Raw genomic sequence first — 14,371 nt, 5'->3', positions numbered from 1 at the left:
CTTTGGTCCTGCCGAAGAGATGGATCAGCGACCGCGATCTGTCCAGACCGCTCGCCACGCCAGCGCAGCCAGATCAGTGGGACATAACCGCGCGGCGCGAAGGGCGGTACATTCCCGTGCAAATTTATCGATCCGCGAAATTCCGGTTTGCGCTTGCCTATTTTTTCCGCTTAGCTTCAGTTGCTTAAATAATGGACGGGCCGAAATTAATTGCCGGATAGCGCCAACAGCGACTTCCCAACACCGCCGCTGCTCGATGTCGGCGGCATTGTAAAGGTCTTCGGTTCGCTGAAGGCCAACGACAATGTGGATCTGGAAATCGTGCCTGGCGAGATCCATGCCTTGCTCGGCGAAAACGGTGCCGGCAAGTCCACGCTGGTCAAGATGCTGTTCGGCTCGTTGCAGCCGGATGCGGGCACCATCACCTGGAAGGGCGAGCCTGTTTCGATCACCAATCCGATGCAGGCGCGGGCGCTTGGTATCGGCATGGTCTTTCAACATTTTTCACTGTTCGAATCGCTGTCGGCGGCTGAAAACATCGCGCTTTCGCTGGGCGGCGAGGTATCGCTCGCCGATATCGCGAGCGAAGCGCAACGGGTTTCTCATGATTACGGACTGCCGATCCATCCAGACCGGCTCGTCGGCGAGTTGTCGGTGGGTGAGCGCCAGCGCATCGAGATCGTGCGCTGCCTCTTGCAGGAGCCGGAACTCATCATCCTGGACGAGCCAACATCCGTCCTGACGCCGCAGGAGGCTGATCGGCTGTTTGAGACGCTGGCCAAGCTCAAGGGCGAGGGCAAGTCGATCCTCTACATCTCGCACCGGCTGGAGGAGGTCCAGCAGATGTGCGACCGCGCCACCGTTTTGCGGCATGGCCGGGTGGTCGCACATTGCAATCCGCGCGAGGAAACGGCGAAGAGCCTTGCTGCCATGATGGTCGGCGAGGACATTCACGACATCGAACGCCAGGCCGTCGAAGGAACCGCTTCGGGCGCGGCGGCGTTGGCGATCGACCGTCTTTCGCAACCGGCAGCGGGCCCGTTTTCGGTGCCGCTATCCAACGTCGCACTCAAGGTTTTCCCCGGCGAAGTCGTCGGCATTGCAGGCATCGCCGGCAACGGTCAATCGGAGTTCTTCGAGGCGGTATGCGGCGAACGCCTGCAGGACAAGTCGTCGAGGATACGCATCTGCGGAACCGATGCGGGAACACTCGGACCCAGTGGGCGACGCCGGCTCGGTGCGGCGTTTTCGCCGGAAGAACGGTTCGGCCACGGCGCAGTGCCGGGACTGGCGCTGACCGAGAACCTGCTGCTCAGCCGGCACGCTTCGGACCGGGGCACATTTCTGGGGCCGTTGGGTACCATCCGGTTCGCCCGGCTGGCGGAGACGCTTGAACGCATCGTCGAGGCGCTCGATGTGCGCAAGTCGGGTTATAATCCCGTGGCGGCTGCCTTGTCGGGCGGCAATCTGCAGAAGCTGCTGTTGGGCCGCGAGTTCGACCGCAAGCCGGCGTTGCTGGTTGCCGACCAGCCTACGTGGGGCGTGGATGCCGGTGCGGCGGCACGGATACGACAGGAGATCATCGACAGCGCGCGAGGCGGCTCCGCGGTGCTTGTGATCAGCCAGGATCTCGATGAATTGCTGGAGATCTCAGACCGGATCGCGGTGATGTCGGATGGCGAATTGTCGGAGACGGTGCCGGCCGAAGAAGTGACGCGAGAGACCCTCGGACTGATGATGGGCGGCGCGACGCCGGAAAAACACCACGACGATCGGATCATCGACGGGCCCGGAGGGAATGCCTGATGCGGTTCGAACTGATCAGACGTCCCAACCCGTCGCCAGTGTTCAGCGCGCTGTCGCCCTTTGTCGCGCTTGCGATTACCGCGTTTCTCGGCGCCATCATGTTCGCCATGCTGGGCAAGGCGCCGCACTTGGCGCTCTATTCCTACTTTATCGAGCCGCTGACCGAAGTGTGGTCGGTCCATGAACTGCTGATCAAGGCCGCGCCGCTGATCCTGATCGCGGTCGGGTTGAGCGTCTGTTTCATGTCCAACAACTGGAACATCGGCGCGGAGGGCCAGTTCATCATGGGCGGGATCTTCGGTTCGGCGCTGCCGGTGCTGCTGCCGGGGTTTCAAGGGCCGCTGGTTCTGCCGTTGATGCTGCTCATGGGAATCATCGGCGGCATGGCCTATGCCGCGATACCGGCACTGCTCAAGGCACGGCTCAACACCAACGAAATCCTGTCGAGCCTGATGCTCGTCTATGTCGCGCAATTGTTCCTCGACTGGCTGGTGCGTGGGCCGTGGCGCAATCCGGAAGGCTACAATTTCCCGGAAACGCGATCCTTTCACGCCGATGCGATCCTGCCCGAAATCCTGTCGGCGTCGGGGCGCGCGCATTACGGGTTTGTGTTCGCCGTCGTTGCGGCGTTGGTGATGTGGTTCGTGCTCAACCGCACGCTGAAGGGCTTCGAGATACGGGTCATGGGACAAAGTCCGAGGGCAGGTCGGTTTGCCGGTTTCTCGTCTGCGGGCACGGTGCTGACCACCTTTCTGATCGCCGGCGGCCTCGCCGGACTGGCGGGCATCAGCGAGGTTTCCGGAGCGATTGGCCAGTTGCGGCCGGAAATCTCGCCGGGCTACGGCTTTACCGCGATCATCGTGGCGTTTCTCGGGCGCTTGAACCCGCTGGGCATTGTCGCCGCCGGTCTTGTGCTGGCTTTGTCCTATCTCGGCGGCGAGGCGGCGCAGATATCGCTCGGCGTCTCCAACAAGGTCGCCAATGTGTTTCAGGGCATCTTGCTGTTCAGCGTCCTGGCCTGCGACACGCTCATCCATTACCGGATCCGGATTTCCGGACGGTCGGCGGCTGCATAGGAGGCGGTATCCATGTCTGTCGTCATGATCGAAGCCATTTTGCTGACCATCGCCACCGCTGCGACCCCGCTGCTGATCGCTGCGCTTGGCGAGTTGGTTGTCGAGCGGTCGGGCATTCTCAATCTCGGTGTCGAGGGCATGATGATCATGGGTGCGGTGGCAGGCTTTGCGGCCGCGCAACTGAGTGGCTCGCCCTGGATCGGCCTGTTCGCCGCCATTGCGGCGGGTGCGGCGTTCTCGCTGTTGTTTGCACTGCTGACATTGGGGCTTGCGACCAATCAGGTCGCCACGGGCCTATCACTGACCATTCTAGGCCTTGGACTGTCCGGGATGATCGGCGAATCCTTTGTCGGACTGCCGGGCTTGAAGCTGCAACCCATCGTCATTCCGGTGCTGTCGGATATCCCGCTCATCGGCCGGCTGCTGTTTGCCCAGGATCCGGTCTTCTACATGTCGATTGCATTGACCGCGGCGGTCTGGTGGTTCGTGTTCCGGACGCGGGCCGGGCTGACGCTCCGTGCCGTCGGCGACAGCCACGGTTCGGCACACGCACTCGGCCTGCCGGTGATCCGCATCCGCTTTCTCGCGGTGATGTTCGGCGGCGCCTGCGCGGGGCTTGCCGGTGGCCATCTGTCGCTCGTCTATACGCCGCAATGGGTGGAGAACATGACCGCCGGGCGCGGCTGGATCGCGCTGGCGCTGGTCGTGTTCGCGTCATGGCTGCCGTGGCGTATCGTCGCCGGCGCCTATCTCTTCGGGGCAGTAACGATTGCCCAGTTTCATGCACAGGCGCAAGGTATCGGTATTCCATCTCAGTTCCTGTCGGCGCTACCCTATCTGGCAACCATCGTTGTTCTGGTCTTGATTTCTTCAAACCGGCGAATGACGATGCGCAATACTCCGGCTTCGCTCGGAAAACCGTTCGTGCCGGAGCGCTGACGAATTGACGGGATCAAGGCGGCAAAGAACGCCTTTCAGTTCGAAACGCATTAAACAGGAAGGTAGACAATGCGTAACATGATCAAACTCCTCCTGGCGGCGGCCGCATCGGTCGGTGTTGCCGGCCAGGCTTCCGCTGCCGATGTGAAGGCGTGCTTCATCTATGTCGGTCCGATCGGCGATTTCGGCTGGTCGTACCAGCATGACCGGGGCCGCCTCGATGTCGAAAAGGAATTCGGCGACAAGGTCGAAACCGCTTATCTTGAGAGTGTGCCGGAGGGTGCCGATGCAGAACGCGCCATCGAACGTTTCGCGCGGTCCGGCTGCAATATCATCTTCACGACGTCGTTCGGCTATATGGACGCCACCAACAAGATCGCCGCACGCTTTCCGGATGTGAAGTTCGAACACGCGACCGGTTACAAGCGTGAATCGCCGAATGTCTCGGTCTATTCCTCGAAGTTCTACCAGGGACGCTACATCCAGGGCCAGATCGCGGCGAAGATGTCGGAAGCCGGTGTTGCGGGCTACATCGCGTCTTTCCCGATCCCCGAAGTCGTGCGCGGGATCAATTCGTTCCTTCTGGGCGCGCAGTCGATCAATCCGGACTTCTCGCTGAAAGTCGTGTGGGTCAACACCTGGTTCGATCCGGGCAAGGAAGCCGACGCCGCCAAGGCATTGATCGACCAGGGTGTGGATATCGTAACCCAGCACACAGACTCCACCGCGCCGATGCAGGTGGCGGCCGAGCGCGGCATCAAGGCGTTCGGTCAGGCCTCCGACATGTACAATTTCGGCCCCGAGACGCAGCTGACCTCGATCATCGATGATTGGGGCCCGTATTATGTCGAGCGAGTCAAGGCGGTCATGGACGGCACTTGGGAAAGCCATGATGTGTGGCACGGCATGGCCGAAGGAAACGTCGCGATGGCGCCCTACACCAACATGCCCGACGACGTGGCGGCCATGGCAAAGGACATGCAGGAGAAGATCACCAGCGGCGAGTTCGAGCCGTTTACCGGCCCGATCACGAAGCAGGACGGTTCCGCCTGGCTTGCCGACGGTGAAACTGCCGACATCGGCACTTTGCTGGGCATGAACTTCTATGTCGAGGGTGTCGACGACACACTGCCGCAGTAAGCGGCGACGGCAGCGACAATTTGGAAGGGCGCCCGAGCGGCGCCCTTTTTTATTCGGCGGGCGCCGGCACGACCGGAACGCTTGCCCGCCGGTCTTCTGTCAGGGCAATCCAGAACAAGTGGGCGAACAGCAGCGCCAAGACCTGCGGGGCGACCGGAATGCCGTCACCCATGAGCCACAACAGGACGAACGGCGAGCAATAGACGACGGCGATGCCGGTCTTCTGCCAGGGTTCGAAACCGAGCCTCATGCCGCGCGCGCAGATGAAAGCGATCGCTGGCGCGACAATGAACAGATCGTAGTTGAGGCCGAATGGCGTGGCGAGCAATGCGCCGCAGAGCAACATGGCATTGCGGATCTCCGCTGACGCGCGACTGCCGCGGCGCCAGACCAAGATCAGCGCGCCAAGCACGCAAAGCGATACTGCCGCCTGCGCAAACATCGCGGCGAAATGCGGAACCTCGAACAGGCGGAGCGCGGCATAAGTCGAGATCATCTTGTTCCAGCCGACATGACCGTAGCGCAGGGTCTCCATCGCCTGATCCGATTGTGCCAGAAACGCCTGCCAGGTCTCGACGCCGAACAGCGCCGCCGAAACGACAATCATGACGACTGTCGTGGCACTCGCCGACAGGATCGTGCGCCATTGTCCGGCGGCAAGAAGGGCGAACGGGATCAAGATACCCAATTGCGGCTTGTAGGTCAGCAACCCCAGGAGGATCCCGGCCAGAACCGGTCGCGTGGGCAGGAGCCACAGCGCGCCGCCGAACAACGCTGCAGAAAGAAAGGCGTTCTGGCCATGCGCGACCGTCAGGAAGGTCGCCGGGAACGCCAGGGTGAGGATGAAGGCTTCGCGACGCAGACCGACTATCGCCACGATCACGAACAGCGCCAAGGCAAGCGTTAAAGCGGCCCAGACCGCGAGGGCCGCGTAGTAGGGCAGTCCTCCCAGCGGTAGAAGATAGGCGAGATAATGGGGTGGATAATAAAAGGCATAATAGTTGCCGTCGCGAAAAATCGCGTTCTGGGCGGCGGCCAATCGTTCGGTGGCGTAAGGCAGTTCCGGATTTCCTGCCAGCGCCTCACGTGCGGCAACCCAGAAGCTGACAAAGTCGGAGCCGAATGGCGATCCGTTCGGCAGTGTTCCGCCGTTCGATATCAGCACATAGGCGGTAGCGGCGGCTGTAATGACGACGATAAGCAGCGGGTAGAAGGCGAGCCGGTCCCGTTGTAGCCATTTTCCGTTGCGGAGATTTTGAACAAGAGACGTCATTGGCAATTACTCCCGCCAAGGCACGTTAGCCGCAGGCGGTTTTATGGCGGGTTAATTCGCTCGTGTTTTCCCGGGTTGATTTAAGCCACGGCTCTCTTGGGCGTGTTCGGCCATTGCGGCGTTTACATTCCGCGCCCCTTGATGCAACCGTGTCAGGACCGCGGTCAGGTCGAGAACACATCATGAGAGTTACATTGGTACTTACCGCCTTGGGCCTCCTCGCCGGCGCCTGCGCCAGCGCATCCGCCCAAGAGGCTGGCGAACCGATCCGGCCGGCAAAGGTATTCACCGTTTTGGAGGCTGAGCGGTTCCTGCGCCGGTCGTTTCCGGCGCTGGTCTCCCCGTCGAAGGAGGTGGTGCTTTCGTTTCGCGTGGGTGGACGCCTGATCGAACTGCCCTTGCGCGGCGCGCTCGATGTGGAAGCCGGAGACGTGTTGGCCCAGCTCGATCCGCGCGACTTCGAACGCCAGATTGCTCAGCTGGAAAGCCAGAAGGACCAGGCTGAAGCGCAACTCAAGGCGCTGCGCGCCGGCGCGCGTTCGGAAGAAATTGCGGCCCTGGAGGCGGCAGTCGCGTCTGCGCAGGCGCAGGTCGATCAGGCCCGCGAACAGTTGAACCGCACCCGCAATCTGGCTAGCGACGGGATCGTTTCGTCGGCGCGGCTGGAGCAGGACGAGGCCAATTTGCGCGTTGCCGAGGCCAATCTTCAGGCCCAACAGGAACAACTCGCCATCGGTAGGGCTGGTGGCCGGCCGGAAGAAATCGATGGCGCCGTTGCGGCGGTTCGCGGGATCGAGGCACAGCTGCAGGTGGCCAAGGACAATCTGAACGATGCGACATTGACGGCGCCGTTCTCCGGCATCGTCGCGCGCCGCGATGTCGATAACTTCACGCTGATCCAACCCGGCCAGAGCATTGCGCTGCTGCAAGCCCTGGACAAGGTGCATCTGACCTTCGACGTACCCGGGCCGGATGTCACGGCGTTCACCACGAGCGGCCTCGACAACGTGCTGACGTCTGTTTCGTTCGATGCGTTGCCGGGTGAATGGTTCAATGCGGAAGTGGTCGAGTTTTCCGTCCAGGCGGATGCGGCAACCCAAACCTATCGCGGCCGCGTTGCGGTAACCGTACCCGAAGAGGCGGTGATCCTTCCCGGCATGGTGGGCAAGGTGGTCGTTACCGCGCCGGCCGAACTGGTGCCGTTGATGATTCCTTTGTCAGCCGTGGCTGCCGGGCCGGATGGAGGCACGTTCGTTTGGCTGGTTGCAGCAGACGGCTCGGTCGCGCGACAGGCAATCGCCTTGGCCGAAATGGAAGGCGATAAGGTCGTCGTCACCGAAGGCTTGAAAGCGGGCGACATCCTGGTGGCGGCGGGCGTCAGTCGCATACTGGAAGGCATGCGGATTCGTCCGGTCGACAGGATCGGGGGATAAGATGGACCTGGCCCGTTTCGCCATCGAAAGACGCGTCATTTCAGTGGTACTGACGCTGTTGATCCTGGTCGCGGGATACAGCGCCTACACCAATCTGCCACGCTTCGAAGACCCGGAGTTCATCATTCGGCAGGCGCAAATCATCACGCCTTATCCGGGTGCGGGCGCGCAGGAGGTAGCCGAGGAGGTCACCGAAGTTATAGAAAGCGCCTTGCAGCAGCTTCAAGGTGTCGACGAAGTGCGTTCGGTCTCATCGCCGGGCCTAAGCAATGTGACCGTCGAGTTCACGATCCAATCGACACCGGATTACCCCAGTCTTCACCAGCGATTCCAGCAGATGCGTTCGCGAATTGACGATGCACAGGGCGACCTGCCGCCAAATGCGCGGGCAAGCCAGGTTTTCGACGACTTCGGTGATGTCTATGCCCTCTACTTCGCGGTTGTCGGCGACGGTTACTCGGTCAATGAATTGTATGAGTACGCGAAGGATCTGCAGCGCGAACTCGTGACTGTGCCGGGTGTTTCGAAAGTCATCCTGAACGGTGTGCAGGATGAGGTGATCTATGTCGAGTACTCGCCGGCCCGGTTGATCGCGCTCGGTTTGTCGACAGAACAGATAGCGCAGGTTCTGGAAGGACAGAACCTCGTTACGCCGGGCGGTTCCATCGTCGTGGACCAACTCAGGTTGGAAGTTCGTCCGGATACGGCGGTCAGTTCCACCGATGCCATTGGCGACCTACGCATCACAAATCCGCAAACCGGGGCGTCTTTCCGGCTTTCCGATATTGCGACGGTGTCACGGGGTCTGAAGGATCCCCCGACCGGTCTGCTTTACCGGGACGGTCGCCCGGCGATCGGTATCGGGATTTCCAATACGCGCGGCGGCAATGTCGTGAACATGGGCAAAGCGGTCAAGGAGCGCATGGACGCGCTGATCGGCGACCGGCCGATCGGGATCGAGGTTCTGCCGATCTCCGATCAGTCCGAGACCGTAGAGGTTTCCGTCAACGACTTTGTCATGAACGTCGTTGTGGCGCTGCTGATCGTGGTGGGAACCTTGCTTGTGTTCATGGGGCTTCGGTCAGGCATCCTGATGGGCGGAATCCTGCTGATAACGGTTTCCGGGACGCTGATCGGCATGCAGCTTTACGGCCTCGACATGCAGCGGATTTCGCTGGGCGCGTTGATTATCGCGTTGGGGATGCTGGTGGACAATGCAATCGTGGTCGTCGAGGGCACCCTGGTGCGTGTCAATCGCGGCGAGGATGCCGCAACAGCTTCGATCGCGGTGGTCAATCAGACGCGGTGGCCGCTGCTTGGCGGGACAATTGTCGGTTTCCTTGCGTTTTCGCCAATCGGCTTTTCGCCCGACAACACCGGCGAGTATGCGGGCAGTCTGTTCTGGACCATCGCCATTTCTCTGTTGTTTTCCTGGCTGGTCGCGATCTGGCTGACGCCGTTTTACTGCACGCTGCTGTTGCGTCCGTCGCGCGAGCAGGAAGATGCCGAGCCCCGCGAAGGGCTGCTCCTGCGCGCCTATCGTGGCTTCCTCATCCGCGCTATCCGGGTGCGGTTCGTGACCGTTGTGGTAATCATGGCGCTTTTCGCTTCGGCTATCGCAATGTTCAGTCTTGTGCCGCCGGGTTTCTTTCCTGCTTCCACGCGTGCCCAGTTCGTCGTCGACTACTTCCTGCCCGAAGGTACCGATATCAGCCGGACCAGGGCCGACATTCTCGAAATCGACGAGTATGTGCGCGGGCTCCCAGGCGTCACCGGAACAAACAGTGCGGTCGGCGGCGGGCATCTGCGCTTCATGCTGATCTATGAAAGCGAGAACGACAACGCAGCCTATGGGCAGATCCTGATCGATGTGGAAGAGTTCTCGCAGATCGACGGATTGCGGACCGGTTTGCAAGCCTGGATTGACGATCGCTATCCGGAAGCGAATGCGAAGGTTTGGCGGTTTATCCTGGGGCCGGGTGGCGGGTCGAAGATCGAGGCCCGGTTCTTCGGGCCCGACCCGGTCGTGTTGCGCGGTCTGGCCGAGCAGGCCAAGCGGATTTACCTCGATGCCGGCGCGATCGCAATCAAGGACGATTGGCGAGAGCAGGTGCCGGTGATCCGTCCGGTGGTAAACACACCGAATGCGCGGCGATTGGGACTGACACAGGGCGAGATATCGAATGCGGTTTACAACCACCTGAATGGCGCGCGGCTGGGCGTCTACCGCGAAGGCGACGAGTTGCGCGACATCATCATGCGGCCGTTCGAACAGGATCGCGGCGATGTTTCCGGTCTGCGTGATATCCAGGTCTACAGTCAGGTGGTCGGCGGTTACGTCCCGATCTCGCAGGTCGTGGACCGTTTCGATATCGAGTTTGAAGCCGGTAATCTGCGCCGGATCGACCGCCAGTTGGCGGTAACCGCGCAGGCAGACCCTGCCGCTGGCGTGCTGTCGGGTGAACTTTTTGCCGCTGTGCGCGGGCCGGTCGAGGCGATTGAGTTACCGCCAGGATATCAGCTGGATTGGCGCGGGGAATATGGAAACTCTCAAGACGCAAACGCCGGACTTGCGGCTACGATGCCGCTCGGCTTCGGATCGATGATTCTCGTCGTCGTTCTGCTTTTCAACGCTGTGCGGCAACCCCTGATTATCTGGCTCACGGTCCCGCTGGCGCTGATCGGCGTTATATGGGGACTCGCGGCCAGCAATACGCCGCTTGAGTTCATGGCCATCCTTGGCGTTCTGTCTTTGACGGGGATGCTGATCAAGAACGCCATCGTCCTGATCGACGAAACGGACGCGCAGATCGGGCAGGGCAAGCCGCGCATGACTTCTGTCGTCGATGCGGCGGTCAGCAGGGTGAGGCCGGTCACGCTAGGCATGATCACCACGGTCTTTGGCGTGGTGCCGCTGTTGTGGGATCCGTTCTTCCAGTCGCTTGCGGTGGTCATCATCTGCGGTCTGAGCTTCGCGACGATCCTGACGCTGATCATCGTGCCAGTGCTCTACGCCATCTTCTTCAAGGTGCGTGCCGCCGAGATCTGACCGATCCGAGGTTAATGCGTGATATTGGCGGCAGAGCCGATGCAGCGGTGGACCGCGTCGCGAAACAAGCGGGCGGACGGGGGCAGTTCTCCGTCTTCGCGTGTCATAATGCCGATCGGCCCGAGCGTCGTTTCCATGTTGAACGGCAAGCGGACGAGAACGCCATCGGCGATTTCATTGGCGACAACGCCTTCGGAGATGATCCAGACCGCATCGCTTCGGCGAACATAAACCCGGCCAAATGCGCCGGACACGGTCTCGATACGGCGTGGCAGGGTTCCAATGCCGCTTTCGATCATGAAACGGTCGGCCAAGGGTCGAATTGCCGATCCGGGCGGTGGATAGACAATCGGCCAGTTCCGGATGTTGGCGAGCACGGGATCATTTATCAGCGGGTGGCCGGCGCGAACGACAAGGACGACGGCTTCCCTGTAGAGCCGGGTGAACGTAACGCCGGCCATCTGTTCGTGATCGCCCATGCGGCCGATCACCACATCGATCTCGCCGAGCTTCAGGCGGTTCATCAGGTGGAGATGCGGCCCGTCCTGGACGCGCAGCGTCACGTTTGGCGCCAACTCGCCAAACACGCTCGCGACATCGGGAATCAGACGTGCCGCCACGCTGGGCAACACGCCGATCGCCAATTGCGCGCCATGGGCATCGGCGTGAAGGCCATCCAAACCTTGTTGGAGCGCCGCGATCGACATTTGTGCAGAACGCAGGAACGTGGCGCCTTCGGTTGTCAGGTCCACGCCGGCGCGACTGCGCACCAGAAGTTGCCTGTCGAGGATTTCCTCGAGTTCCTTCAGCGTCTTGGAGATGGCGGGTTGGGTCAGATGGAGCTTTTGCGCCGCGCGCTTCAGGCTGCGTTCGCGCGCGATCTCCACGAAGCACTGGATGTGACGGAACTTGATGCGCCGGTCAATCATTTCATGTCTATTCCGATAATTAAACGGTACAATATATCATTTTAATTATCAAATACAGCATGTTAAATTCATGCCGAAACCCGATTGTGCATACGTCAGGGAGGAAACGATGCGGATCGTCAAGCTGCGGAAAGCGGCATTGCACGTCAGGATCGACGGCCCGGAAGATGGTAATCCGCTGGTGTTTGCGAATTCGCTCGGGACCGACCTTCGCGTCTGGGACAAGATCGTGCCGCTTCTGCCGACCGGCTTGCGGATCATCCGGTTCGACAAGCGCGGCCACGGGCTGAGTTCCTGTCCCGCCGGTCCATACGGCATCGATGATCTGGTGGACGATACCGAAGAGTTGCTTGACCATCTGGGTATCCGCGGTGCGACATTCGTTGGTTTGTCGATCGGCGGGCAGATCGGGCAGGGGCTTGCGCTCAGGCGGCCGGACATCATTACGTCACTGGTGCTGTCCAACACCGCAGCCAAGCTCGGCGACGCGCAGATGTGGGCAGACAGGATTGCAGCGATCAAAGCAGGCGGGATCGCTGCCTTGTCGGACGCAATCCTGGAGCGCTGGTTCGGTCCTGTGTTTCGTCGGGGTGATGAACTGGAGGCGTGGCGCAACATGCTCGAACGGACTCCAGCAGCGGGCTATCTGGGCTGCTGTCATGCCGTCGCCAATGCCGACATGACAGGTTTAGTGCCTGCGCTGAGGTTACCGGCGCTTGCCATCGGCGGCAGCGAAGACGGTGCAAGTCCTCCGGATCTGGTGCGTGCGACTGCAGCCCTTATCCCCGGTTGCCGGTATGAGGAAATCGCCGATGCCGGCCATCTGCCTTGTGTCGAGGCGCCTGAAGCCTACGCGGAGCTCCTGTCCGCATTCTTGAAGGGGGCCGGTCATGTCTGATCGCTACGTTTTTGGAATGAAGACCCGTCGCGAGGTTTTGGGCGAAGATCATGTCGATCGCGTCGAAGCCACAAAAACCAGCTTCGACGAGCCGTTTCAGACGCTGATCACCGAAAGCGCCTGGGGAGCGGTCTGGTCGGGCGATGGGATAAGCCGGCGCGAGCGGTCAATGCTGACACTGGCGCTTCTGGCCGCGACCGGAAACTTTGAGGAGATTCCGATGCATATCCGCGCGACGGTTCGCACCGGCGCAAGCGAGCAAGACGTGCTTGAGGCATTCCAGCATGTGGCGATCTACGCGGGCGTGCCGCGCGCCAACCACGCTGTGAAGCTCGCCAAGCAGACTTACGCCGAGATGCAAACGGAAGCGCAGAAACCGTCTGGTTACTGACAGCCGAGGAGGATTGTCTGAAGTGTTGAAACCCGCTGAATTCTATCAGCGCGACAGGGAATGGCATCCGCCAGCCCTGACGCGCGACTACAAGACATCGGTATCGCGTTCGCCGCAATATGCGCTGATTTCGCTTCAGGGCTCACCGAGCGAGATTACCGGACCGGTCTTCGGTCACAACGATATCGATCCGCTCGACAAGGACCTGATCCACAACTATGCCAAGCCGGGCGAAAGCGCCATCGGCGAGCGGATCATCCTGCATGGCCGTGTCCTCGACGAGAACGGCCTTCCCGTACCGAACACCCTGGTCGAGGCCTGGCAAGCCAATGCCGGCGGCCGTTACCGGCACAAGAAGGATACGTACCTGGCGCCTATCGACCCGAACTTCGGAGGATGCGGGCGGACACTGACCGATGAAAACGGCTACTATTTCTTCCGTACAGTCAAGCCGGGCGCTTATCCGTGGCGCAATTGGGTGAACAACTGGCGGCCCGCGCATGTCCACATGTCGATCTTCGGCACGGGCTTCGCGCAACGCCTGATCACCCAGTGCTACTTCGAGGGCGATCCGCTGATCCACAAGTGCCCGATCGTCAACACAATTCCCGATCCTGTTGCGATCGAGCAACTGATCGCGCGGCTCGACATGAACGCGACGATTCCGCTCGACACCATTGCCTACAAGTTCGACATCGTGTTGCGCGGCCGCCGCTCGACACTGTTCGAAAACCGTCTGGAGGGGAACTGATCATGCCGCAGGAGCTGGACTATCTGAAAGAAAGCCCGTCTCAGACCGCCGGCCCCTATGTCCACATCGGCCTTGCGCCGGGTGCAGCGGGTTTCGACATCTACAAGCAGGAACTCGGCTGGGATATTGCCGGCCCGAACGCCAGGGGCGAACGCATTCGCGTGGAAGGCGTCGTAGTCGATGGCATGGGCAGTCCGATCAAGGACGTGTTGCTGGAAGTCTGGCAGGCCAATTCGGAGGGCGTCTATGCGCATCCCGAAGACGGGCGCCCAGTCGAACACGGCTTTCGCGGTTGGGGAAGGGTGATTACCGACTTCGAGACCGGGGAGTGGGGCTTTGACTCAGTCAAACCGGGTCCGTCCTATGGGCACAACGGGCGTTTGGGCGCGCCGCACATCAATCTCTGGATTGTCGCGCGCGGGATCAATGTCGGCTTGAACACGAGAATGTACTTCGACGATGAAGTCGAAGCCAATGCAGACGACCCGGTGATCAACCTGATCGAGTGGGAGCGACGGCGCGCAACCTTGCTGGCGAAGCGTACTGAGCGCGACGGGCAGGTCGTCTATCGTTTCGACATCAAGCTCCAGGGAGAAGACGAGACTGTCTTCTTCGATGTTTAGCGGAGTTTCTGGCGTGGCGGGCGGCCGGACGGCCACCCGCTTCCAACGATCTGAAGGGTGATC

12 protein-coding genes are annotated in these 14,371 nt (G+C 61.0%); 10 read left to right on the top strand and 2 right to left on the bottom strand.

From position 1 onward, the window contains the following. The first annotated feature begins 210 nt into the window (after nucleotides 1-210). The 4 genes from ACO06R_RS13100 to ACO06R_RS13085 all read left to right on the top strand — a co-directional run bounded on the left by ACO06R_RS13100 (nucleotide 211) and on the right by ACO06R_RS13085 (nucleotide 4,961). The gene (locus ACO06R_RS13100) at nucleotides 211-1,806 is read left to right on the top strand and encodes an ABC transporter ATP-binding protein (protein ID WP_421850564.1); all 1,596 of its coding nucleotides are present in this window, start codon (nucleotides 211-213) and stop codon (nucleotides 1,804-1,806) included. Further along, complete coding sequence (locus tag ACO06R_RS13095) at nucleotides 1,806-2,882, top strand: ABC transporter permease (protein ID WP_421850561.1); 1,077 nt, start codon at nucleotides 1,806-1,808, stop codon at nucleotides 2,880-2,882. Before ACO06R_RS13100 ends, ACO06R_RS13095 begins: the two co-directional genes overlap by 1 nt. 24 nt (nucleotides 2,883-2,906) lie before the next feature. Continuing rightward, a complete protein-coding gene (locus ACO06R_RS13090) occupies nucleotides 2,907-3,821 on the top strand; it encodes an ABC transporter permease (protein WP_421859390.1) in 915 nt (304 codons plus the stop codon). A 78-nt stretch (nucleotides 3,822-3,899) separates the two neighbouring features. Next, nucleotides 3,900-4,961: a BMP family ABC transporter substrate-binding protein gene (locus tag ACO06R_RS13085; RefSeq protein WP_421859387.1), complete on the top strand. Its 1,062-nt coding sequence runs from the start codon at nucleotides 3,900-3,902 to the stop codon at nucleotides 4,959-4,961. A gap of 49 nt (nucleotides 4,962-5,010) precedes the next feature. Here the strand turns inward: ACO06R_RS13085 and ACO06R_RS13080 are convergent, their stop codons facing one another. Beyond that, nucleotides 5,011-6,234: a glycosyltransferase family 87 protein gene (locus tag ACO06R_RS13080; RefSeq protein ID WP_421850558.1), complete on the bottom strand. Its 1,224-nt coding sequence runs from the start codon at nucleotides 6,232-6,234 to the stop codon at nucleotides 5,011-5,013. Nucleotides 6,235-6,416: 182 nt separating this feature from the next. Here ACO06R_RS13080 and ACO06R_RS13075 point away from each other — a divergent pair, with 182 nt between their 5' ends. After that, nucleotides 6,417-7,667 (top strand): efflux RND transporter periplasmic adaptor subunit, encoded by a 1,251-nt coding sequence (locus ACO06R_RS13075; protein ID WP_421850555.1) that lies wholly within the window; start codon nucleotides 6,417-6,419, stop codon nucleotides 7,665-7,667. Between the two features lies 1 nt (nucleotide 7,668). Continuing rightward, the gene (locus tag ACO06R_RS13070; RefSeq protein ID WP_421850552.1) at nucleotides 7,669-10,716 is read left to right on the top strand and encodes an efflux RND transporter permease subunit; all 3,048 of its coding nucleotides are present in this window, start codon (nucleotides 7,669-7,671) and stop codon (nucleotides 10,714-10,716) included. 11 nt (nucleotides 10,717-10,727) lie between these two features. On the opposite strand, the gene pcaQ is transcribed toward ACO06R_RS13070, so the two are convergent. After that, entirely contained in the window at nucleotides 10,728-11,645 is a 918-nt protein-coding gene (gene pcaQ, locus ACO06R_RS13065) for a pca operon transcription factor PcaQ (RefSeq protein ID WP_421850548.1), read from the bottom strand. Nucleotides 11,646-11,754: 109 nt separating this feature from the next. Here pcaQ and pcaD point away from each other — a divergent pair, with 109 nt between their 5' ends. Genes pcaD through pcaG form a run of 4 tightly spaced genes read left to right on the top strand, consistent with a single transcriptional unit; the run spans nucleotide 11,755 to nucleotide 14,308 of the window. Next, nucleotides 11,755-12,543, top strand: a complete 789-nt coding sequence (gene pcaD / locus ACO06R_RS13060; protein ID WP_421850545.1) for a 3-oxoadipate enol-lactonase — start codon at nucleotides 11,755-11,757, stop codon at nucleotides 12,541-12,543. Beyond that, entirely contained in the window at nucleotides 12,536-12,934 is a 399-nt protein-coding gene (pcaC, locus tag ACO06R_RS13055) for a 4-carboxymuconolactone decarboxylase (RefSeq protein ID WP_421850542.1), read from the top strand. Before pcaD ends, pcaC begins: the two co-directional genes overlap by 8 nt. 22 nt (nucleotides 12,935-12,956) lie before the next feature. Next, nucleotides 12,957-13,685 (top strand): protocatechuate 3,4-dioxygenase subunit beta, encoded by a 729-nt coding sequence (gene pcaH / locus ACO06R_RS13050; protein ID WP_421850539.1) that lies wholly within the window; start codon nucleotides 12,957-12,959, stop codon nucleotides 13,683-13,685. A 2-nt stretch (nucleotides 13,686-13,687) separates the two neighbouring features. Further along, nucleotides 13,688-14,308 (top strand): protocatechuate 3,4-dioxygenase subunit alpha, encoded by a 621-nt coding sequence (pcaG, locus tag ACO06R_RS13045; protein WP_421850536.1) that lies wholly within the window; start codon nucleotides 13,688-13,690, stop codon nucleotides 14,306-14,308. Nucleotides 14,309-14,371: the final 63 nt, after the last annotated feature.

This window comes from Oricola sp., assembly GCF_965230365.1.
Classification (GTDB): domain Bacteria; phylum Pseudomonadota; class Alphaproteobacteria; order Rhizobiales; family Rhizobiaceae; genus Oricola.
The sequence above is the reverse complement of the archived record's forward strand: the minus strand, read 5'-3'. Positions and strand labels throughout refer to the sequence as shown.